Here is a 22,818-nt window from a genome sequence, read left to right as displayed (position 1 = left end):
ACTGATGCACTCCGGCGCTCACTTCGATCCGCAGCTTGGGCTGGATATTCACACCTACCCGTGGCCGCTACCGACACCCCATATCGGCATCGTGTTTGATGTGTTTGATTATCTCCCGCTGATTGGCACCACGGTGCACGTCAACAGCATTAAGCGTGCCAGCGCCGGAACGGGCGGGATTGCGGTGCATATTCCCGTGGGCGGAGCGTGGATCCCACCGCTGCGTGCACCGGGTGGTCCGCAAATCGAAGATGAGTTGTTTATGGGCAGTAAAACCGTCTCTGTGGACGGCGAGCCCTTCTCCCGCATCGGCATGCCGGTGCTGAGTTGTAATATTCTTGGCCTGATCCCGCCATTTCGCCTGAAACGCGCCACCAAGCCGAAGCCACTGTCACTGACGCTACCGCTGACCTTTAACCTGGCTATCCCCAACAATGTGATTGTGGGCGGGCCGCCGACCATCAACCTGATGGCGCTGCTGATGCGCGCCGGGTTAAGCGGCCTGGGTAAGGGCTTCAAAAAGTTGAAGAAGACGCCGCAGTGGCGGTTGTTTATGCGCCGTTTTCGCAAGCTTCGGCAAAAGCTGTTCCGCAATATGGATCCTGGTTTCCTGAAGTGCCGGGTCCTTCGCGCCGAACCGGTCGATATTCGTGATGGCAGCGTCAGCCTTGAGCACCAGGATTTTCTGCTGCCGGGGCGTCTGCCGCTGGCGTGGAACCGCACTTACTCTTCGGCGGATCTTGATGTTGAAGGGGTGTGCGGCCACGGCTGGTCGACGCCAGCGGATATCCGCCTGGAGGTGATGGTGGATGAAGGCATCGCCATGCTGACGCAACCGGAAGGGATGACGCTGTTTGCCGGATTGCCGCAGGTCGACGGGTATGAGCAGGGCATTCCGGGTTTGCCGGACGGTAGCCGATTGTGGCGGGAAACGGTTAACGGCGAAGTGCTGTGGCAGGTGGCGCAGGAGAGTGGCCCGCAACTGCAATTTAGTGGCGAACAGGGGGTGTTGCCGATCCGCCAGCTTGCCGATCGTAACGGCAATGGCTGGCGTTTTGAGTGGAACGGTAGCGAACTGCTGCAAATTCGCGAGTTCACCCATCAGGGAATGACCGCGCGTGAAATCCTCGTCACCCAGGAGAATCACCGCCTGCTCGCCCTGCGTTTGCGTAATGCGCTGGATGGCGACATCACGCCGCTGACCCGCTACGAATATGACGAGGAAGGGCAATTGAGTGCGGAGATCGATGCCCTGTCGCATCCGCGCCGTTTTTATTATCAGCAGCATCACCTGGTCAGTCACGTTGACCGCAATGGGCAAGGGTTTCACTACCAGTACAACGACATCTGGCAAGTGGTGCATGCCTGGGGCGACGGCGGTGTCTGGGATTATCGGTTTGCGTATCACGACCTGCTTAACGAAGTGGAGATCACGGATTCACTGGGGCATGTCTCGCGCATTACCTTTGACGAAAACGGCTTGCCGGTGTCGGAAATCGATCCGCTGGGTGGCAACACCGTGTTCCGCTATGACGATTTTGGCCGCACGCTGGAGCTGATTGAGCCGGACGGCAGTAGCCATCGCTGGGAGTATGACGAACTGGGGCGCATGACAGCCGAATATATGGCGGACGGAAGCGTGATTCAGGCGACATATGATGCGTTTGGTGAGGTGTTGGCGCTGACCGATGAGAAGGGCGCTATCTGGCGTTCAGAGTATGATGCGCACGGGAATTTGATTGTCACGATTGACCCGACGGGCGTTGCTTCACGTTATCACTATGATCGCTTTGGGCAGCTTGCTGAGGCTCATAAACCCGGTTTGCCGTCGTGCTGCTATCGCTACGATCGTTTCGGTTTTCTGGAATCGGTAAGCCCTGGTGGGGCAGGCACCACCCGTTTCCGCCACGCCGTGCGTGGCACATTGATCGAACGTATTGATGCTGGTGAGGGGAGCACCCGCTATCACTGGGATAGAAAAGACCGGCTGGTGGCGACAGTGAATCCGGCAGGTGGCGAAGTCCGTATCGCTTACGATCGGGAAGATAACCCGGTTCACTTTACCGATGAACAGGGCAATGTAACCCGTTTCCGTTATAACGGCACCGGGATGCTGACCGCCTGCGAAACGCCCGATGGGACGACGCTCGGTTACCAGTATGACCCGGAAGATCGGTTGTTGGCGGTGATTAATCAACGCGGTCAGCGCTGGCAATTGACCCGCGATGCCCTCGGGAGAGTGACGGCGGAAAGCGACTACTGGGGTCAGGTGACGCGTTACGGCTGGGACAGGGCCAGTCGCCTGATCAGCCGTGAAGATGCACTGGGGCGCAACGTGCGCTATGGCTATGACAAAGCCGGAAGGCTAAGCGAACGGCGCAGTGGTGACACGCTACAAGCGAAATATCACTATGATTTGTGCGGCCGGATGGTGCTATGTGAGAACCCCTGGCGCAGGCTGACATGGCGCTATGACGATGCCGGGCGGCTGCTACTGGAAGAGCAGGACGGTTTCCAGTTGCGTTACAGCTACAATGATCGCGGGTTGCTGATCGCGCGCGATAGCGACAGCGGCCATCAGGTGCGTTATGGACTGGATGAGCATGATCGCCTTGCGCAGGTGCAGCTTAACGATGACGCGCCCATTATTTTCACCTACGACGACAGCGGGTACAGGATCAGCGAGCAGCTCTCCGACGCAGTGAGACGTAACTTCAGTTACGATCGACTTGGGCGGCTCACCTCGCAGCAGGTACTGCAAAACGATTTACCGCTATTTGCCAGCGGTTTTGCCTATGACCGCACAGGTAACCTGACGTTGCGCGAAGAGAGTCAGTGGGGCAGTGATCGTTATACTTACGATCCGGCCGGTCGGTTGATGGCGCATTCCTCACCGGATGGCGTGCTGCGGCAGTTTGTGCAGGATGCAACCGGGAACCATTTGCAGACGCAGACACGCGATGTGAACGACAGTGCGGGCGGCTGGTTCCGTGAAGGCATCCATCATGGCGTGCGCTATGTCTTTGACCGCGCAGGGGAATTGCGCCAGCGCCGCCATATGCAGGACGAGAGCGAAGAAAAAGAAGATTTTACCTGGGATGATCACCGCCAGCTCATTGCTGTGCGCAAAGGCGACAGCCTGGTGCGCTACGGTTATGACGGACTGGGGCGGCGGGTATTCAAACAGACCGCCACGGAAACGCACTGGTTCTACTGGCAGCGTGATGCGCTGGCAGGCGAGACCGTTGCTGCTACGCAAGAGCCGCTGGCGGCGTTAAGCATTTTCGATGCCGGTGGCAGGCTAAAACGGCAGAAAGCCCAGGCGACATTATTCAGCAGCATGCGTGAATATATCTACTATCCCGACAGCTTCCGGCCGCTGGCGCTGCTGACACAGGAAGGAGAGGCAAAACAGAGTTGGCACTATCACTGCGATCCGAACGGTGCGCCAGTGCGACTGACCTCGCCTGACGGGGAAATCGTCTGGTCGGAGAATATCGGTGTCTGGGGGGAAAAAGGGTATGTGTATGTTAACCGCATCGATAATCCGTTGCGCTTCCAGGGGCACTATTACGATGCGGAAACCGGGCTGCACTATAACCGCTATCGCTACTACGACCCGGCAATCGCCGCGTATATAAGCCAGGATCCGATAGGGCTGGCGGGCGGATTAAATGTTTATCAATATGCTCCAAATCCTCTCACATGGATGGATCCTCTTGGTTTAGAGGTGGTGCGTGTTTATCACTACACAAGCAAAGAAGGATATAATGCGATTATGGGTTCCGGTGTGATTAAATCCAGTGATCCTGGTGCCAGGGGACGCGGGTCGATTCAGGGTAAACCTAAAGGCGTTTATGTGACCAAATTGTCGCCAGAAGAATTAAATTCATCCGGGTTAAGAGGTAAAATGGGCCTGACGAAAGATAAAAGTACGCATTATATTTCTTTTGAGATTGATAGCAGTAAGGTAAAAACAGTAGACCGACAGAATACGTATCTGCGACTCTATATCGAAGAAGATATACCGCTGAGAAATGCCAATAATAAGTTGCGCGATGATGTTGTTCATGGCCTTTCTGGATGTAACTAATTTAGGAGCGATATATGGCTGAATGGACGGGTGTAATGTATGGGTTTTATACCAATAAACCGCTAGAGGACGTTTTTTCCTCGATGGCGGCGAAAGTAAAACCTGATGGTTATCAACATCAGCGCAACAGTGTGCGTGATGAAGAGTTTTTGCTGTTCTATAAAGATGAGGAAATGCTGAATTACCATCTGGAGAATGGTTATAATTTAGATATTGGCGGGGAAGGGTGTTTTTGCATTGAGGCGAAATCAGCCACGTTGAATGGCGCTGCGACCTTATTTGAGTTTGAAAACGACTCGGATTTTGAGCCTTATGATATAAACCTACGCTTTAATCATATTTATTATTATGTGCTCATTTTACCTGACTTTATTGATAGTGCGGATTTTTGTCAGAAAATATATAATTTATTTGTTAATGTTCTGGAAGAAAATTGATAAATATTCGATATATCGATAAAGACAATAACAGCCTTGTTGTTTATAAAATGAAAGGCCGGATATACTGATTTACGGCCTTTAAAAAATGCGTTATTCGATGATAATACAACGCGTTGCTGCCAGAAAACTCCCTTCTCAATTTATCTTAAGTTGTATTTTCCTATTTTTTTATGCTCGCAAAATTTTGATTATTTGATGAAACCATGCTAAACATGGTTATTAAGAACATAGTGAACGGTGCATGTTATTTAAACTATTGTCTGATATTGATGTGGTGCTTGTCGTTGATAACCCTGAATGGCTACATAATGTATTCAACTACCAATTATGTCTTGCGTGAGGGCACAATGTGTCTGGCATAAATGTGGCCTCAGATTAAATTTAGGATAAGAGCAGAATTTGCCTTTTTATCGCGTCAAAGCAAATAAGAGTTCGCCCGATTTCATTCTCCTGGGGCGGTCGACAATATGGTTCGGAGTTTTTTCACTCCACCCTGTTATTAAGGAGCGCATTCCAGTGCATGACTTATACGACGTAAACCCGGTTTTAGGCGATACCATCGATAAGATTGTCAAAGAGGGCGACAACGCAAGGCAGCGTGGCGATATGGAGAGCGCCCTCTCATTGTACGATAACGCCTGGGTGCTGGTGCCGGAGCCTAAAAGCGACTGGTTGATGCCTTCATTGTGGATCGCTTCCGGTTTTTGCTCCGCCTGGTTTGATAAAGGTGATTTCGTCCGTGCCAAACCCTGGGCTCAGTTTTTGTTAAATCTGCGAACCGACAGGGATACGGCACCTGCTATCATCATGGGCATGGTGTGCTATGAACTTAAGCAGTATGACGAAGCATACGAACATTTTCATCTTGCTTACGGTTATGGGAAAAAGAAGGCATTTCAGGGCCGCGAGAAAAAGTATCTCGACTTTTATCTGCTGGAACGCAAAAAAAAGTAGGTGTTCTTTTTCGGAACGGTTGATAACGGATTTTTAGCACTCAATAAGCAGCATACAGGCTTGCTGTAACAGAGAGTGGAGTGAAAGCATGGCCGCAGACCAGAGAATTATTGATCTGGTCTGAATGGCGATGCAAATCATATTTCTTATTATCAACTTCTTTTTACGGTTGAGTCATTCAGCCTCGCATGTCGATATATTTCCGTGATGATTTCCCTTACCAATGTCAGGGTTGTTATTTGTGACTATTAGCATACATATCAATAATCTCAAGAAAACCTCTATATCTGTATAGTGCAATGCTTCGCTATTTTCGTTTTTTTACACTTTGACTTTTTTTACTATTTAAATTCCATAATAAGATTTTCCTTACGCATATATTTCTCCAGTCAGTGCTAGTAGTAAAAGCTCCCGCATAAAACCTGCCAATATGCCGATTGACAATAAGGGAGTCGCACTGTGAACACGTTGAAACCGCTGCTGGCCAGAAACCGTAGCTGGGCGCTATTAAAGCTGAACAGCGATCCGCACTATTTTGAGCAACATCTTCATCAACAACAGCCGCATTCGTTATGGATAGGGTGTTCCGACAGCCGTGTGCCAGCTGAGGTGCTAACCGGCTCTCATCCCGGTGAATTATTTGTTCACCGCAATATCGCCAATATGGTCGACCCGGCGGACGACAACTTTATGAGTGTGTTGCAGTACGCGCTGCATTACCTGAAGGTGCATCGCATCGTGCTGTGCGGCCATTACGGTTGCGGTGGCGTGCAGGCTGCACTGCAATTACCGCAAATGGCACTGGCGGACGAGTCTTCGGCGCTGTCGCGGCGTATTGGTCAACTGCGCGATGTGCTCGGGCATAAAATTGAGGGCGCCGCGCCCAAAACGCCTGATCCGGAAACCCTCAACCACCTGGTGGAAACCAACGTCATCACCCAGTTTTCCCGGCTGGTGCAGACACAACCGGTACTGGACGTGTGGCGCAGTCAACGCGAGCTGAATATTTACGGCTGCGTCTATGAACTGGCGACAGGCCACCTGAAGACGTTGATTGAGAAAACGGCGGAGGAGGCGGTATGAAGAGCAATGCATTGCGCCAGGATACGCTGGCCGGAGTGGTTGTCTTCCTTGTGGCGCTGCCGCTGTGCCTGGGGATTGCCCAGGCCAGCGGGTTACCGCCGTTTGTTGGTCTGCTGACCGGCATTATCGGCGGTTTGTTGGTCACGGCGCTCAGCCCGTCGCGCTTTGCTGTCAGCGGCCCGGCGGCGGGGCTGGTGACCATTGTAGTGGCTTCGGTTGATGCGCTGGGATCGTTCTCTGCCTTTCTGTTTGCGCTGGTGCTGGCAGGCGTCCTGCAACTGGCGATGGGACTTCTGCGCGCCGGACGCTTTATTACGCTGGTTCCCGGCAGTGTCATCAAAGGTATGCTGGCAGCCATTGGTTTATTGTTGATTATGCAGCAGATTCCGGTTGCCTTTGGTGCGGTGGAAGAGAGCAGTTTACGCGCGATGTTCAGCGATGAATTTGCGTTTTCACTGACATCGTTCGCCGTGGCGGCAGGGGGATTGTTGCTGTTGTGGTGCTGGGATTCACGGTCAATTAAGCGCTTGAAAAGCCTGGGTTGGATCCCCGGCCCGCTGGTTGCAGTGGTTCTCGGGTGCGCTGTGTCCCTGGTGCTTATCGCCACAGCGCCGCATCTGTTACCTGCGTTGCCGCGTATAACGTTGCCGGAGTTTGGCTCGTTTAGCGATCTGCTCGGCGAGCTGGAAGGGCCGGACTGGATGGCATGGCAAAATCCGGCCGTCTATACCGTGGCGATTACGCTGGCGCTGGTCGCCAGCCTTGAGACGCTGCTCAGCCAGGAAGCGCTGAAGAAGCTGCGCCCGCAAAACCCACCGCCGTCACCCGACAAAGAACTGGTGGCTCAGGGGGTGGGTAACCTGTTTTCGGGGCTCGTCGGAGCAATGCCGATCACGGCCGTGATTGTGCGCAGTTCGGTCAACGTCAGCAACGGCGCGCAATCAAAATTCTCGGTGCTGTTGCAGGGTGTACTGTTGCTCGTGTGCGGTTTGTGGTTCGGCGGCTTTTTGTCGGTGATCCCGCTGGCGAGCCTGGCTGCGGTGCTGCTCTATACCGGGTATAAGCTGGCGACGCCACGTCTGTTTATTGAGCAATTCCGCGCCGGGCCACAACAGTATGTCCCGTTTCTCACCACGGTGGTGGGGATCATCGCGTTTGGCATGCTGGTGGGTATTGCCCTTGGGTTGGTGATGCAGGTGGCGTTAAGCATCTATTACAGCCATCGCAATGCGTTGCAACTGGCCCGCTTTGACGATCACTATGTGTTGCGTATTCATCAGAACTTGACGTTTTTGCACAACCCGCGTTTGCAGGCGCTACTGGCGAAGATCCCGGAGCGCAGTGTGGTGATTGTTGAGCATGACAACGCCCACTATTTCGATCCCGATGTTAAAGCGGTGTTGAGCGAGTTTGCCGAAAACGCGCCGCAGCGGGGAATTGAACTGAGTCAGTGGCCGGCAAAATAAACCGCAGTGAAAGCGCTCGCCGTGGCGGGCGCAACCTGCCATTCTGGGTGCTCTTTCCAGAGAGGGCGAAGACCATGTTGACCAATCTGCTGCAACACTTTCCCGCGACTGCCCGTGCAGGCGAAGAGGAGACGTTCGACGATCTGCTGGTGCGACCCGATGTGAAAATCGAACGGATCATCTCTACCGGGCAGGCCAGTCCGCCGGATTTTTGGTACTGCCAGCCGCAAGGAGAATGGGTATTGATACTACAAGGCGCCGCCGGTTTGCAGCTTGAAGGCGAAACGGAAGAACGTGTGTTGCAGGTGGGGGATTTTGCCAATATTCCGGCGCGTTGTCGCCACCGGGTGAACTGGACGCAGGCCGAACCGCCAACCATCTGGCTGGCGATCCATTATGAGCGGGCGGGTTAACTCAGTTATCGGGCAACAAAATGGGTTGCAGACGTTGCCATACCGCCGGGCTGGCAGCCCAGGCGTTGTTGCCTTGCGTCAGCCCATTCCTGGCGAGAAAGTCATTGTGCATGCCGCCTGCTTCTTTGATGATCACCAGACCCGCCAGCGCATCCCAGCTATGCAGGTGCGCCTCAAAGTAGCCGTGTACCTGGCCTGCGGCAACATGGGCCAGCATCAACGCGCCTGCGCCGAAACGGCGGTGTTCAACGCCGTGTTCAAACAACGTTTCAATGGTGCGGGTATAGTCGCGCGGCGCAGTGCGGCTTGAACGCCCTAATCCCAGAACCACGGCATCGGGTGCCGGGTCGGTGATCGTCAGTTTCTGGTCATTTAAAAACGCGCCTTTCCCGCGTTCGGCGAAGAAAAACTCCTCGCGATCAGGCGCATAAATCACGCCCAGTTCAATGTGATTGCCCCTGACATAGGCGACGGAAATACACCAGTAATCCATACCAAGAATAAAGTTGGTGGTGCCATCAATAGGGTCAATAACCCACACTCCTTCACTGCCCGGCTCCAGACCTCGCTCTTCGCCAAGCAGGCCGTCCTGCGGACGCTGCGCTTTTAGCCAGGTGCGCAATGCGGTTTCCACATACACATCCGCCTGTGAAACAAAATCCTGGCGGCCTTTCTGTTCAATGGTCAGCCCGTTATCGCGTAGCTGTTTCGCCTCCTGACCGAGACGACGAATCAATGCGCACAGCGCGTGGGTAAACTGTTCTGTCATATCTGGACTCTTAGCCAATGCGTGGTGAGGTTTGTCGGTGAATCAGTTCCACCTTAACCCACTCAATGCGGGAAGGCTGCAACGGATTTTTTGCCCGCTCCAGCAGACGCGTCAATGCCCGGCGGGCGATCTCAGACACATCCTGATGCAAGGTGGTTAACTGGTAACTGAACTGACCGCTTTGCGGTGTGTTATCAAAGCCAATCAGGTGAAAATCCTGTGGGGCGAATTTGCCGCGCTGGCGCATGCCGTCGAGGAAGCCGCACGCCAGTTGCGCATTGGCGCAGAAAATACCTGCCGGTAATTCACCTGTCCATGCGCGAGCGGCCTGAAAACCTCCCTCGTAACCCTCTTCGCTGGCGGTGATGTCGCTTATGTGGCGTTGCGTATCCACACCGAGCTGATGCAGAGCCTGATAAAAGGCTTCGCCGCGCATCATCCCGGCCCAGGTGGATCCCCTATTATTCAGCCAGCCAAAACGGCGGCAGCCAGAGTGAAACAGCTGTTCTGCGGCCTGATATGCGCCGGAGTCATTATCCGAGCAGACAAAGTCCACCAGCGGAATATCCGGTTGGCGGTTAATGCCGACCACCGGGATCTGTTGACTGACACACTCATTGACCAGTGTTTCCGGCGGCTTGCCGGAGGTCACGATGACGCCGGACACGCGAAACTGGGTAAAGCGGCGCAGCGTTGGCGTCAGATCCTGCTCGCCGGTGATTTCGGTCACCAACGCCTGATAGCCGCGACGCTGGATTTCGTGCAATAAGCCCTCCAGTAAGCTACTGCGAAACGGATCGCCAATACGTGCGACGATCACGCCGATCAAATGGCTGCGCTGGCGGTTCAGTCCTTGGGCAAGGAAATTGACCTGGTAACCCAGTTCCTGCGCCGCGCGCAGTACTTTTTCTTTGGTGGACGGGGAGATGCTGCCATTGCTGCTCAGGGCGCGAGAGACCACGGCGCGGGAAACGCCCGCCCGTTTTGCCACGTCCTCGGCGGTGACGGTCTGCTTACGCATTGTCTGACTCAATCTGTCGCCTCCGCATAAGGATTGAGGTCGATGGTCATGCCATCCTGGCTGAGAAATAACCCTGGATGTGCCGCGCACGCCTGTGCCAGTGCCGGTAGCGCTGCATCATGACAGTGATACAAGCCCATGCGCGGTAAACGCAATTGTTCAAACAGCGCCAGACAGCCAGGAAAATCGCCGTGCGAGGCATCACTGGCGAGTGCGGTCAGCGACGCGCACTCCTGAAAGGCCAGGCTGGCGTGATGCATCAGCGCGGTGCTTTCCGGTGTCGGGCGACCATCGCCACTGTAGAACAGTGCCTTATCACCCATCTCAATGCGCAACGCGAGGTTGGGGATTTCATGATGGGAAAACGCCGTGCGGATTTGCCAGCCTTGCCAGTGCCATTCGGGTTCGCTGTCTCGCCAGTCAATAGGAAAACAGAGGCCGCTCTCAGGCCAGTTCGCGAGGCTTGCCAGTTGCATCAACACCGGGCGCTGCTCGCGTTGCGACCAGATTATCAATGGCTTGCGGCGACCAAAGCTCTTCCAGTGATTGAGCAGCGCTGTCAGCCCGGTGCAGTGATCCGGATGGACATGGGTAAAGTAAATCGCATCGATGTCATTGACATCGCCACGCCGCTGCCAGAGTGCGCGTGGGATCGTGGGGCCACAATCGATCAGCCACTGGCGATGATCAGGGTCAGTCACGCAAATTGCCGAGGTATTTTGCTGCACGGAAAAGGCGCTGCCGCACCCCAGGACATCTATTTTCATTTCGCCCACCAAATTTATTGATGACTTAATCAAATTGTCACAAATAGACGACAAAGTAGGCTCACATAATGTCGGTGCAAAGTTGCATTTTTTTTACAAATAAATGAACACGTGTTCATCGACGCTAAAAAATCGAATAAAAGGATCGCCCGTGAGTTATTTGCAAATTGAAAATCTGAAAATTGGCTATGGCGATAAGATTGTTTTGCACGATATTCATTTGTCGGTAGAAAAAGGCGAAATGATTGCGCTACTAGGGCCATCAGGTTGCGGAAAAACCACACTTCTCAATGCATTATGCGGATTCATTCCGGTGAGGTCGGGCGAAATAGCGATTGCCGGTCGAGACATTACTCACACTACGCCGGAACAGCGAAATATCACTATGGTGTTCCAGAGTTATGCGCTGTGGCCACACTTTACCGTTGCACAAAATATTGGCTATGGGTTGAAAGTCCGTCGCTGGAAAAAAGAGGCGATCCAACAGCGGGTAGAGGAATTATTAAAAATCGTCAATCTTGACGGTTATGCGGAGAGTAAAGTCACCGCGCTTTCAGGCGGGCAACGACAGCGTGTGGCGCTGGCGCGCGCGTTGGCCATTGAACCGGACGTATTGGTGCTTGATGAACCTCTGTCAAACCTGGACGCCAAAGTGCGTCTCAATGTGCGCCACGAAATAAAAGCGCTGCAAAAGCGGCTGGGATTTACCTCGCTGATTGTCACCCACGACCAGCAGGAAGCGTTGGTCATGGCGGATCGTATTGCGGTGCTTAACCGCGGTCGCATTGAACAAATCGGCACGCCGGAAGCGATTTACCACCGCCCGGCAACGCCTTTTGTCGCCGATTTTATGGGGGCCGATAACTGCATTACCCGCCAGGATGCGCGTGGGGAAACACTCTATTTTCGTAGCGCTGATGTGACCATTCACGGGGCATCTGTACCGCCTGACGCACAAGGATTATTGCTGGATGGCGTGGTGGAAGAGAGCGCATTTCTTGGTCACCAGTACCGCCATAGCGTGCGTTGTGACGGGCAGTTATTACTGGCGGATTCGCCACAATGCTGGCCCCCCCGCACGAACGTCATTTTGCATGTACCGCAGCCCGCGCTGCATGTTTTTGAAACCGCTTTGTAATGCCAACCGACACACTCTTTTCCTGGGGATACATCATGTCCGTAAAAACGAAACTTGCTGTACTGGCCACTCTCTGTCTGGGCTATGGAATACACGCTGCGAACGCCGAAACGGTACTCAATGTCGCGACGGCGGGCGATCAAAATATGGTGGACTACGTGAAAACCTGGCTGGGGCCGAAGTTTGAGGCTGCGCATCCTGGTGTGAAAGTGCAGGTGGTCGGAACCGGGCCGGGAGATGCCGGATCAAACAAAATCATGGAGAAACTGACCGCTCAGCAACAAAGCGGCGCGAAAAACTGGGATATCGACGTGGCGGTGGTTCACCAGGCTGTCGGGGGGCAACTGGTGGAAAAAGGATTGCTGGAGAAATACCGCCAGGCCATTAACACCGGTTCGATGGTCTCAGCGGAAAATGCCAAAAATGCTCTGGGCGTGAATGTTGATGGCTACGTGATGCCGATGTTTTTAAGTCAGACGGCGATCGCGTTTAACAGCGAGATGATCAAAACGCCGCCGAAATCTTATGACGAACTGGTGCAGTGGTCGCAACAGAACCCGAAAGCGTTTGGCTATAACGGCATTAAAAACGGCATGTCCGGTGTGAGTTTTGTGGTGGGTTGGATGTATGCCTATGGCACGGATGCACAGCGTTTGTCTGCGCTGCCGTATGACAAAGGTGTGGAAAAAGAGTGGGGGCAGGCCTGGGCCAAACTGAAAGAATTCAATAAGAATGTGACCTTTACGCCGGGCAACGCCGGAACGCTGGATATGTTGAGCCGTGGCGAGATCACCATGGGGCCGGTGTGGGTGGATATGTTCTATAGCTGGAAAGATCAGGGCAAGCTTCCACCATCCATCAAGTTGGCGTTGATCTCCCCCGGCATGCCAGGCCAGCCAATGTATTACGTGGTGCCTGCACATGCAGCGCAGCCAAAATTGGCGCAGGCGTTTATCGCGCTGGCCACCAGCCCGGACGTTCAGGCACAGGGGATCGTAAAACAGTTTAACTGGTATCCGGGTATCGATGCGCAATACGTCAAAGGCAAGCTGGATGAGGCCACCTGGCAGAAACTGTTTGCCGAAATTTCGCCGGAAGATTTGACGAAATACGGTAAAAGCTTCCCGATTAACCCGTACTTCACCGATATCAAAGAAGGCTACGAGAGCCAGGTATCTAACTGATTAACCTTGGTGTCCGCAGCGCTGTGTCTGCGGGCATCTTTTTTGCGGCAACGACTCAGGTTTACCATGCGACACGCAATAAAATATTTACTGTTGGTTGCCCCGGCCACGCTGATGATTGCGGTGTTTTTTCTCTGGCCGTTGGGTTTTTCACTGATTTCCGCATTTACCCGCGAGTCACATCACCTGACGCTGATGCACTTTGCGAAAGTGCTGAGCCTGTATTCGAACGATATCCTGTTCACGGTAGTCATTGTGCTGGCATCGCTGGCGATCCTGCTGCTGCTGTCCATCACCCTTTCGGCGGTGATTGTCCTTTCGCCCTTTCGGGGGATCGTTAAAGCGTTGGCCTTTTTATATCGCCTGCCGTTGTTCATTCCCTTTATTGTCACTGCGCAGATGATGCGGACATTTCTGGCGAAAAACGGCCTGATGAATAATGCGCTGGTGGCTGCGGGCATACTTACCCCCATGGATACTACCTCGCTGTTGGGCTGGAGCGGGATCATCATTACCTTTGTCTGGAAACAGATGGCGTTTTCAACGTTGTTGATTTGCGGAGCGATGTCGGCGGTGGATCCGTCGCACATTCTGGCGGCGAAAAATCTGGGTGCGTCGCGGCTGCGCATGCTCTTCGATATTATTTTGCCGCAGGTGATGCCGACGATTGGCGTGGCGACAGTGCTCTCCACCGTGACCATGATGTCGGTGCTCTCGGTGCCGTTGATGATCGGCACCGGTACGCCAACGATGATGACCGTCGATATGGCGTTTCGTGTTAACTCCTATGGCGACTACCCGGTTGCCAATGCGATGGGGGTGATTTCATACCTGATTTGCGCCCTGTTGTCCTGGTTCTATTTACGCCACAGCCTGCAAGCCAAAGGAGTCAACTGATGAACCCTATTCGGTATAAAATTCACGGTAGCTTTATTCTGCAAACGCTGCTGTTGACGTTTCTGGTGCTGGCGCTGTTTGGTCCGCTGCTTAACCTGTTGATCTGGACGGTGGCGGAGAGCTGGTTCTTTCCCCATGCGTTACCGGGGCAATGGGGGTTGAAGTACTGGGGCCAGGTCTTTAGCCCTTACAGCGATGTTTCCGGATCGTTGTCGATCAGTGTACTGATTGCCGTGCTGGCGGTGATCGTCTGCCTGATCATTTCGGTGCCGGCGGGGTATGCGCTGGCGCAGCGATCCATGCCGTTGCGTGCCTTCTTTATGCTGCTATTTCTGATCCCGCAGGCATTTCCGAACCTGACGGTGTATATGAATGTGGCGCGTCTGTTTTATCAGTGGGGATTAAATGGCAGCGTTGCCGGTGTGGTACTGGTGCACAGTGTGCATGGTTTGATGTACGCCATCTGGATCAGCGTGGCGGCGTTTTCATCCGTCGATCCGCAGCTGGCACGCGCGTCGCGCAATCTTGGCGCGGGGCCGGTGTACACCTTTTTCCATATCGTCCTGCCGCAGGCCGCGCCCGGGCTGATTGCCGCCAGTATCTTTGTTTTTCTCGAGTCGCTGGATGAGTTTACTGCCACCTTCTTTGTTGGCGCGCCGGACATTATTACGCTGCCGATCCTGCTCTATACCGCCAGTATGTCCGGCAATTACCAGGTCTCATCCATTACGGCGTTGATCCTTTTGGTGCCGTCAGTGCTCTTTATGCTCATTATTCAAAGATTTATGCGCCCGGAAATGTTGTCGAAGCTGGGGAAATAGGGGGCGATATGTGCGCTGCTGGTGTGGTGAAGGTATGCTAACCGGCTGTTTGGAATGAAAAAAAGCGCCTGTCGGCGCTTTTTTTCATCAGGTAATGACCATCGGCCACTCTGGCGGTGCTTTGCGGGAGATTTCCTCCATCACCACAACCAGGTTGTGCCAGATATTGGAAAAGTCCACAACCGTCATGCCAAGCAGGCCGGTGGCAAACCAGCATGCTGCGGCCAAACCCAGACCGCTACTGATCACCGCAAGACCCACATAGTCTGCTCTGCGAAAGCGAATGTTCAGTGTACTGGCCATAAACATCAACACTGCGCTCAATATCTGCCAGCGCAACAACACGACGCTGGTGGTAAAGGTAGCCATGAAACCATCCTCAGAAGAATCAAATACCGGGCGGACTGGCGTTATGCACGAGTGGCAGAGATGACGCAGGCGTCCGCGGAGTAGCACAACAAAGTGAAACGGTGTTTTCCATTTCACGAATGTGTGAACTATATCACACTTGGTTGTTTATTCGCCAGCGTGAAAACAGGCCATTTTGTCTCTTTTTTCGTCGATATGTTGGGCTGCGTTATACCGCTATTGTCTTACGGTTATATTTAACCAGGATGGAAATTGATTTAACTTAAATTTATTGATACCGCGCCGTGAATATTTAGCAGACTTATTACTGCAATATTTACAGTTTACAAAACATCTATTATGCTTTTCTGGACAGTAGTCTCTACCTGTGAGTGATTATTCAGGGGATTTGATTTTAAGCGGTATATTTTCTACTGGCACGATTTCGTTACGTCGTTCAGTGTTGTTTTTTCGCCTGCTGTCTGGGCTAATTCGTGGGTGTGACTTTTCCTTCCTGATTCAATCATTTCAGGCCGGCCTGGTGCTTAATAACCTGCGAATGATAAAACATGAAAACAGAGATTTCCGCTGCACCTTTGGAAGATGGGACTGCGGCGCTGGCGCTGCTGGCGAAACTGATGCCGTGGCTAACCGGGAAACATTCGCTGGAAGAGATTCTTCATGCTATCAATGCGGCTTTGGGCGCAAGCCTGGTGTGGGTGCTGGTCGAGCAAGAGGGCGTGCCGCAATTCACCCGCGTGGGTGAGATAACATGCACATTGCAGGATGCGGTAACGTTGCTGGAACAGTCACAGTTACGACGGAATCTGCGTGCCTGGCGCGTTATTTGTTGGCGACGTCATGTCGGTACACTATTATTCCCTGAGAATACTATCGTCGGTAATAAATTAAAAAGTGGCATCCTGTGTAAATTGCATGTGCAGGAGTCTGGTCTTAGTGGTTATTTCTTTGTGGCATTTCCGCAGTCCACTTTATCATTATCTGTCATGAAGAATGTCGTCATCATTTTAGTTGAAAAGCTAAAGAGTTTTCTTGTAGAGATTATTTCACGGGATCGCGCAGCGAAAGAGATACAACACGTTATCGAACAATATAAAGCGTTATTTGATCGCGCCCCGGTATTAATGAATTCCTTTGATAAAAATAACCGCTGTATTTTATGGAATGGTGAATGCGAGCGTCTCTTCGGCTGGACGCTGGAGCAGCTCAACCAGCAGCCCGATCCATTAGCATTGTTTTTCCCTGATCCACTGGTGCGTCAGCAAGTTCGCGCTTCGGTTAATACTTCACCGGCTGTCGACATGCACGAGTGGCACCCTGTACGCCGTGACGGCCAGGTACTGACGGTACTTTGGTCAAACATCCTGCTGCCCGATCATTCCATCCTCAGTATCGGGCTGGATATCACTGCGCGTAAAAAGGCGGAGCAGCAGATGGAGAGAAAAGCCACCATTGACGATCTGACGGGATGCTACAACCGATTTGCTATCCTGCAACATTTAAAAGCGTTGCTGGTCAGTTGTAATCCAAGCGATCCGCGTAGTCATTTCAGTCTGTTAATGCTCGATCTTGATCACTTCAAGAATATCAACGATCGCTGGGGGCACCTCACGGGCGATGCGGCACTGATCCATTTCTGCGATAAGATCCGTGAGCATAGCGATCCCTCCTGGTTGTTTGGGCGATTGGGTGGTGAGGAATTTCTGATTTTGATGCCGTACACCAGTAGCAAATCGGCATTGCGTTTTAGCCAAAAAATGCGTGCTACCTTAACGCAAACGCCATTATTAAGCATTGGTGAAAAGATCACCTTATCCTTTAGCGCTGGTTTAGTATTTGTCACGAGCGACCAGGTGGATACTTCAGTTTTACTTACGCTTGCAGACAATGCGTTGTACGATGCGAAGCGTGCCGGACGCAGTAAAACCGTGATTGCTGGAGCCTTTTTATAAATAAAGGAGGAATTATGAAGGAAACTCAAAATCCGCATGAAAAAATTTCCGCATGGCCTGTTCTTTTTTATCCTGTTGTTAGTTTGGCTTAATCAGCGATTCCTGGTTGCATTAAGTAAAAACTAACCTGAACTACGGATTAATATTTTCCCTAATATAAACATCGAGCCGACTTTTAGTTTGGCTTACGGTCGAATATTATCGTCATAACCAAATATTAGGTTTTTAATGATAAAAGTCAGTTGCTAATGTCGTATGATTCATGCAACGTAATCACCTGTTTATCAAAGCATCCTGCCGTACAATTAAAAGGCACATAAAATGCATGGATATAGGCGGACATGAATCATAGCGTGCGTCGCAAGATGCTCTGGGTCATTGGGATAATCCTGGTAGTTCTACTACCAGTGATGCTCTCGCTATGGTTTGCGCATATCCGTGCGGTAAAAGAAACAGGCGAGCAACTCCACTCCTTTGCTCAATTGGCGTTAAATAAAACAGAAGCGGTAGTTCAGCAGGTGGATACGGCTCGTTTAGCCGCAGAGAAATATCAAGGTCAAATTTGTACGCCAGAGCATCGGGCTGCAATGCTCAATATCGTGCGCGGCAGTTTGTATGTCTCCGATTTAATTTATGCACGCAGTGGACATTTTTTATGTTCGAGCGTAATAACGCCCGAACAACCGTATGCTATTTCACCAGCTGAGTATAAACGCCGTCCTGATATTGCTATTTATTACTACCGGGATACCCCTTTTTACGCTGGCTATAAAATGGTCTACATGCAGCGTGGAAATTATGTTGCGGTGGTTAACCCGCTCGCCTATAGCGATGTCATGTCAGAAGATAATGAACTGGCATACGGTGTTTACGATACGGTAACCCATTTATTCTTCTCAGTGAGTCGTTCGACGGATATCGGCACGCTGTCAAAGCTGGTGAACCGGAACGACGCGACATTTCAGCAGGGCACGCGTTTTTACACCATTGCCCACTCTGACAAACGGCCGATTGCTATTATCGTGTCCACCTCCAGCGACCACTATCTTCAGGCCTTTTACCGCCAGGTGACGTTCACCCTGCCGCTGGGGATGGTCTGCAGCGTGATCATCTTATTAATATGGTCACGAACGCGGCAGGAATTTAATTCCCCGCGCCGTCTGCTCCATCGGGCATTAACGAAGCGCCAACTCTGCCTTCATTACCAACCTATTATTGATATCAAAAGTGGCACTTGCGTGGGGGCAGAAGCGTTGTTGCGCTGGCCGGGTTTTAACGGCCAGGTCATGAGTCCGGCTGAATTTATTCCGTTGGCAGAAAAAGAGGGCATGATCGAACGTGTGACCGATTATGTCGTCGATGAAGTCTTTAATGATTTGGGCGATTTTCTGCCGCAAGTTCCCGATCTCTACATCTCCATCAACTTATCTGCTGCGGATTTCCACTCTTCACGCCTGATTTCGTTAATTGCCAACAAAACCAGGGAGCATGCCGTGCGCGCCGGGCAAATCAAGATTGAAGTGACCGAACGCGGGTTTATCGATGTACCGAAAACCACGCCGGTGATTCAGGCGTTTCGCCAGGCTGGCTACGAAGTGGCAATAGATGATTTCGGCACCGGCTACTCCAATTTGCACAATCTCTACTCCCTTAATGTCGATATCCTGAAAATCGACAAATCCTTTATTGATACGCTCACCACCAACAGTACCAGTCACCTGATTGCCGAACACATTATCGAGATGGCGCAGAGTCTGCGTCTGAAGATCATTGCGGAAGGGGTGGAAACGGCGGAACAGGTGACCTGGTTGCTAAAACGGGGCGTTCAGTTTTGCCAGGGGTGGTACTTTGCGAAGGCGCTGCCGCCACAGGAATTCAAACGCTGGGTGCAGCAGCCGCCGTCGTTAAACTGATTGCCCATCAGGCATGATGTCGGTAATCGCTGGGGGTGCGGTCAAACTCCCGGCGAAATACGCGCGAAAACGTCTGCTGTGAGACGTACCCCAAATCCATCGCAATATCAAAAATAGGGCGTTGTGTCGTACGCAGTGCTTCCGCTGCCAGCAGCAAACGGCGCTGACGAATATAGTCGCCAAGCGTTTGATGCATTACGGTACGGAACATTCGTTGCAGATACCACTTTGAATAACCTGACTTTCTTGCGACAACATCAATGTTCATTGGTTGGTCGATATGTTCATCAATCCATTCAATAAGGGTCTGAATAATCTGCTGATGGGACATAAAGCTTCCTCATTTCCCGATTCGTCGTTTTGTCTGGGAGCGAGTATAATTCCTCAAGTTAACTTGAGGTAAAGAGGTTTTATGGAAAAGAGAATGCCGCGTATAAAAGCCCTGCTGAGCCCCGGTGAAGTGGCGAAACGTAGCGGGGTGGCTGTCTCGGCGCTGCACTTTTATGAGAGCAAAGGCTTGATTAAAAGTACCCGTAATACCGGTAATCAGCGGCGCTATACCCGTGATGTGCTGCGTTATGTGGCAATCATTAAGATTGCGCAACGCATTGGCATTCCACTGGCGACCATCGGTGAAGCATTCGGCGTCTTACCGGAAGGGCACACGCTCAGTGCAAAAGAGTGGAAACAGTTGTCGTCTCAATGGCGCGACGAACTGGATCGCCGTATTCATACGCTGGTTGCGCTACGTGATGAGCTGGATGGGTGTATTGGTTGCGGTTGCCTGTCGCGCAGCGACTGCCCGTTACGTAACCCTGGCGACCAGCTTGGGCAACAGGGTACCGGCGCGCGCCTGCTGGAAGACGACTGAGACGCATAAAAAACTAAAGCGCCCGTTGGGGCGCTTTAGTCGTTTTCCGGTCTTTGTCTTTCTCTCTATCCCGCTCTTCTGCAGGAGGGTTTCCCCCGACATCAGCACCCCTCATCATGTTGGAGGTTCCGGGTTGTGCTGACACTTTTAGTCTAGGTCACCGTAGCAGAATTGCCACTTTTTTGAGCAATTTTTTTCAGTTTTTTTTCTTCGCTCTTTCATCCGCAACGATGCCGATTTTCTATAGTTAATTCATATGGATCCTCGGGAGAAAAACATGCTTACGGTGCATCATCTGAATCAGTCCCGCTCACAGCGTATTCTTTGGGCTTTAGAAGAACTGGGCGTGCCGTATCAAATTGTTCGCTACCAGCGTGAAAAAACGATGCTCGCGCCGGCATCACTTCGCCAGGTTCACCCGTTAGGCAAATCGCCTGTCATCGAAGATAACGGGTTGATCCTCGCGGAGTCGGGCGCAATCCTGGAGTATTTACAGGAAACCTACGACACAGCGCAGCGCTTTAAGCCGCAGGCGATGCAGCAAAAGCTGGATTACCGCTTCTGGTTGCACTATGCAGAAGGGTCGCTGATGCCGCTGTTACTCATGAAGCTGGTTTTCGCCAGTCTGGGTAAGCCACCGGTACCCTTTGGCGTTCGTAGTATCGGCAAGCTGCTTTCGTATGGTGTTCAGAAAGCTTGGCTGAACCGCCAAATCACCACGCATGCGCGTTTTCTTGAAGAGGAACTGGCGCACCATAGCTGGTTTGCCGGTGAGCAACTGAGTATGGCAGACATGCAGATGAGCTTTCCGGTCTTCGCGTTGCTGTCGCGCGGTGGGGTGGATAACCTGCCTGCCTTGCGGGCGTGGAAAAAACGCATCGAAATGCGCCCTGCCTGGCAACGCGCTATCGTGCAGGGCGGTCCGTTCGATCTTCCCGGTGGTTAAAATGATCCGAAAATGTTGCAAAGTTGCGCATCGACGATAACGTTTGCGCATCGGTCGGTGACTTCTTAATCACCATAAGCGAAATTTAGCGAAAAGCGGCAAAGTTCAGTTGAAAAGCGGTATCTAAACGCTGGATAATCGTTTGCCTTTTTTCGACCAACCGTTGTATGCGCGGAGTTAAACGTTTGCTTTTTTGTGGCCCCCTTGCCACAACGCAGCACAGGGAGATGACGTTTAACCGGCAGTGGACTGTCCACCACGCATGCGAACGAACAATAAAATTCTCAGGGGATGTTTCCTATGTCTACGCCTTCTGCGCGTACCGGCGGTTCGCTTGACGCACTGTTTAAAATCTCTGCCCGCGGCAGTACTGTTCGTCAGGAAATCGTTGCTGGTTTAACCACCTTCCTGGCGATGGTCTACTCGGTCATCGTTGTTCCCGGCATGCTGGGTAAAGCGGGTTTCCCACCTGCGGCTGTATTTGTGGCCACTTGCCTGGTTGCAGGCATTGGCTCCATCGTGATGGGGCTGTGGGCGAACCTGCCGTTGGCTATCGGTTGCGCTATCTCTCTTACCGCGTTTACCGCGTTCAGTCTGGTGCTGGGTCAGCACATTAGCGTGCCGGTTGCGCTGGGTGCCGTGTTCCTGATGGGTGTGCTGTTTACCGTGATTTCCGCGACCGGGATTCGTAGCTGGATCCTGCGCAACCTGCCGCAGGGCGTTGCGCACGGTACCGGCATCGGTATCGGCCTGTTCCTGCTGCTTATCGCTGCAAACGGCGTAGGCCTGGTTATCAAAAACCCGCTGGATGGTCTGCCGGTTGCGCTGGGGCATTTCGCCAGTTTCCCGGTGATCATGTCGCTGATTGGCCTGGCGGTCATTATTGGTCTCGAAAAACTGAAAGTGCCGGGTGGCATTCTGCTGACCATTATCGGTGTGTCGATTGTGGGGCTGATTTTCGATCCGAACGTACACTTCTCCGGTATTTTCGCCATGCCTTCGCTGAGCGATGACAAGGGTAATTCCCTGATCGGTAGCCTGGATATTATGGGCGCGCTGAACCCGGTTGTGCTGCCAAGCGTGCTGGCGCTGGTGATGACCGCGGTGTTTGACGCCACCGGGACTATCCGTGCGGTAGCCGGGCAGGCAAATCTGCTGGATAAAGACGGTCAGATTATCGATGGTGGCAAAGCGCTGACCACCGACTCCCTGAGCAGCGTGTTCTCTGGTCTGGTTGGCGCAGCACCGGCAGCGGTATATATCGAATCTGCGGCCGGTACGGCGGCGGGCGGCAAAACCGGTCTGACAGCGATCACCGTTGGCGTACTGTTCCTGCTGATCCTCTTCCTCTCCCCGCTCTCTTACCTGGTGCCGGCGTATGCCACCGCACCGGCGCTGATGTATGTGGGTCTGCTGATGCTGAGCAACGTTGCGAAAATCGATTTTGCCGATTTCGTAGACGCCATGTCAGGCCTGATCACCGCCGTCTTCATCGTGCTGACCTGTAATATCGTTACCGGCATCATGATCGGTTTTGCCTCGCTGGTCATTGGCCGCGTGGTCTCCGGCGAGTGGCGTAAGCTGAACATCGGTACCGTGGTGATTGCGGTTGCGCTGGTTATATTCTATGCAGGCGGCTGGGCTATCTGATCGCGAAACGTGTTAACAATGGGCGACTCCGGTCGCCCATTTTTTTTGCCCACAGCCCGGTTTCTTTGCGT

20 protein-coding genes are annotated in these 22,818 nt (G+C 52.6%); 15 read left to right on the top strand and 5 right to left on the bottom strand.

All coding sequences use genetic code 11. The features are described from left to right. Positions 1-4 precede the first annotated feature (4 nt). The 6 genes from ABGA49_RS11440 to ABGA49_RS11415 all read left to right on the top strand — a co-directional run bounded on the left by ABGA49_RS11440 (position 5) and on the right by ABGA49_RS11415 (position 8,449). On the top strand, positions 5-4,093 hold the full coding sequence (locus ABGA49_RS11440) for an RHS repeat-associated core domain-containing protein (RefSeq protein WP_134318996.1): 4,089 nt from the start codon (positions 5-7) through the stop codon (positions 4,091-4,093). A 14-nt stretch (positions 4,094-4,107) separates the two neighbouring features. Next, positions 4,108-4,530, top strand: coding sequence for a hypothetical protein (locus tag ABGA49_RS11435; protein WP_061498763.1), 423 nt, complete (start codon positions 4,108-4,110; stop codon positions 4,528-4,530). Positions 4,531-5,049: 519 nt separating this feature from the next. Continuing rightward, positions 5,050-5,487: a hypothetical protein gene (locus ABGA49_RS11430; protein ID WP_347665571.1), complete on the top strand. Its 438-nt coding sequence runs from the start codon at positions 5,050-5,052 to the stop codon at positions 5,485-5,487. A gap of 459 nt (positions 5,488-5,946) precedes the next feature. Next, complete coding sequence (locus ABGA49_RS11425) at positions 5,947-6,570, top strand: carbonic anhydrase (RefSeq protein WP_061498755.1); 624 nt, start codon at positions 5,947-5,949, stop codon at positions 6,568-6,570. After that, complete coding sequence (locus ABGA49_RS11420) at positions 6,567-8,036, top strand: SulP family inorganic anion transporter (protein WP_347665570.1); 1,470 nt, start codon at positions 6,567-6,569, stop codon at positions 8,034-8,036. Before ABGA49_RS11425 ends, ABGA49_RS11420 begins: the two co-directional genes overlap by 4 nt. A 74-nt stretch (positions 8,037-8,110) precedes the next feature. Further along, positions 8,111-8,449, top strand: a complete 339-nt coding sequence (locus ABGA49_RS11415) for a cupin domain-containing protein (RefSeq protein WP_347665569.1) — start codon at positions 8,111-8,113, stop codon at positions 8,447-8,449. A 1-nt stretch (position 8,450) separates the two neighbouring features. Here the strand turns inward: ABGA49_RS11415 and ABGA49_RS11410 are convergent, their stop codons facing one another. Genes ABGA49_RS11410 through ABGA49_RS11400 form a run of 3 tightly spaced genes read right to left on the bottom strand, consistent with a single transcriptional unit; the run spans position 8,451 to position 11,006 of the window. After that, positions 8,451-9,218, bottom strand: a complete 768-nt coding sequence (locus ABGA49_RS11410) for an inositol monophosphatase (RefSeq protein WP_061498747.1) — start codon at positions 9,216-9,218, stop codon at positions 8,451-8,453. Between the two features lie 10 nt (positions 9,219-9,228). Further along, positions 9,229-10,239, bottom strand: a complete 1,011-nt coding sequence (locus ABGA49_RS11405) for a LacI family DNA-binding transcriptional regulator (RefSeq protein ID WP_170933835.1) — start codon at positions 10,237-10,239, stop codon at positions 9,229-9,231. Positions 10,240-10,247: 8 nt separating this feature from the next. After that, complete coding sequence (locus ABGA49_RS11400; RefSeq protein ID WP_061498741.1) at positions 10,248-11,006, bottom strand: MBL fold metallo-hydrolase; 759 nt, start codon at positions 11,004-11,006, stop codon at positions 10,248-10,250. 151 nt (positions 11,007-11,157) lie between these two features. On the opposite strand from ABGA49_RS11400, the gene ABGA49_RS11395 reads away from it, so the two are divergent. The 4 genes from ABGA49_RS11395 (at position 11,158) to ABGA49_RS11380 (ending at position 15,046) form a co-directional block, all read left to right on the top strand. After that, positions 11,158-12,144 carry an ABC transporter ATP-binding protein gene (locus ABGA49_RS11395; RefSeq protein WP_082794190.1) on the top strand — a complete coding sequence of 329 codons (987 nt, stop codon included), beginning with the start codon at positions 11,158-11,160 and terminating at the stop codon, positions 12,142-12,144. 35 nt (positions 12,145-12,179) lie between these two features. Further along, complete coding sequence (locus ABGA49_RS11390) at positions 12,180-13,328, top strand: extracellular solute-binding protein (RefSeq protein ID WP_088237239.1); 1,149 nt, start codon at positions 12,180-12,182, stop codon at positions 13,326-13,328. Between the two features lie 66 nt (positions 13,329-13,394). After that, a complete protein-coding gene (locus ABGA49_RS11385; protein ID WP_061498732.1) occupies positions 13,395-14,225 on the top strand; it encodes a sugar ABC transporter permease in 831 nt (276 codons plus the stop codon). Further along, on the top strand, positions 14,225-15,046 hold the full coding sequence (locus ABGA49_RS11380) for an ABC transporter permease subunit (protein ID WP_088237240.1): 822 nt from the start codon (positions 14,225-14,227) through the stop codon (positions 15,044-15,046). The genes ABGA49_RS11385 and ABGA49_RS11380 overlap by 1 nt, the downstream gene beginning before the upstream one ends. 87 nt (positions 15,047-15,133) lie before the next feature. Here the strand turns inward: ABGA49_RS11380 and ABGA49_RS11375 are convergent, their stop codons facing one another. Further along, entirely contained in the window at positions 15,134-15,415 is a 282-nt protein-coding gene (locus tag ABGA49_RS11375) for a YjcB family protein (RefSeq protein WP_061498726.1), read from the bottom strand. A gap of 548 nt (positions 15,416-15,963) precedes the next feature. On the opposite strand from ABGA49_RS11375, the gene ABGA49_RS11370 reads away from it, so the two are divergent. Beyond that, on the top strand, positions 15,964-17,367 hold the full coding sequence (locus ABGA49_RS11370; RefSeq protein ID WP_347665568.1) for a sensor domain-containing diguanylate cyclase: 1,404 nt from the start codon (positions 15,964-15,966) through the stop codon (positions 17,365-17,367). A gap of 341 nt (positions 17,368-17,708) precedes the next feature. Further along, the gene (locus ABGA49_RS11365) at positions 17,709-19,280 is read left to right on the top strand and encodes an EAL domain-containing protein (protein ID WP_061498720.1); all 1,572 of its coding nucleotides are present in this window, start codon (positions 17,709-17,711) and stop codon (positions 19,278-19,280) included. A gap of 7 nt (positions 19,281-19,287) precedes the next feature. On the opposite strand, the gene soxS is transcribed toward ABGA49_RS11365, so the two are convergent. Beyond that, the gene (gene soxS / locus ABGA49_RS11360) at positions 19,288-19,611 is read right to left on the bottom strand and encodes a superoxide response transcriptional regulator SoxS (RefSeq protein ID WP_061498717.1); all 324 of its coding nucleotides are present in this window, start codon (positions 19,609-19,611) and stop codon (positions 19,288-19,290) included. A gap of 81 nt (positions 19,612-19,692) precedes the next feature. On the opposite strand from soxS, the gene soxR reads away from it, so the two are divergent. The 3 genes from soxR (at position 19,693) to ghxP (ending at position 22,747) form a co-directional block, all read left to right on the top strand. Continuing rightward, the gene (gene soxR / locus ABGA49_RS11355; RefSeq protein WP_061498714.1) at positions 19,693-20,151 is read left to right on the top strand and encodes a redox-sensitive transcriptional activator SoxR; all 459 of its coding nucleotides are present in this window, start codon (positions 19,693-19,695) and stop codon (positions 20,149-20,151) included. A gap of 277 nt (positions 20,152-20,428) precedes the next feature. Further along, positions 20,429-21,097, top strand: a complete 669-nt coding sequence (locus ABGA49_RS11350; protein WP_061498712.1) for a glutathione S-transferase — start codon at positions 20,429-20,431, stop codon at positions 21,095-21,097. A 300-nt stretch (positions 21,098-21,397) separates the two neighbouring features. After that, positions 21,398-22,747, top strand: a complete 1,350-nt coding sequence (ghxP, locus tag ABGA49_RS11345; RefSeq protein ID WP_061498709.1) for a guanine/hypoxanthine transporter GhxP — start codon at positions 21,398-21,400, stop codon at positions 22,745-22,747. The last annotated feature ends 71 nt before the right edge of the window (positions 22,748-22,818 follow it).

Source organism: Kosakonia sp. WA-90 (genome assembly GCF_039871955.1).
Taxonomy (GTDB): Bacteria; Pseudomonadota; Gammaproteobacteria; order Enterobacterales; family Enterobacteriaceae; genus Kosakonia; species Kosakonia oryzendophytica.
Note: the sequence above shows the minus strand (reverse complement) of the source record. Positions and strands in the feature narration are given on the sequence as shown.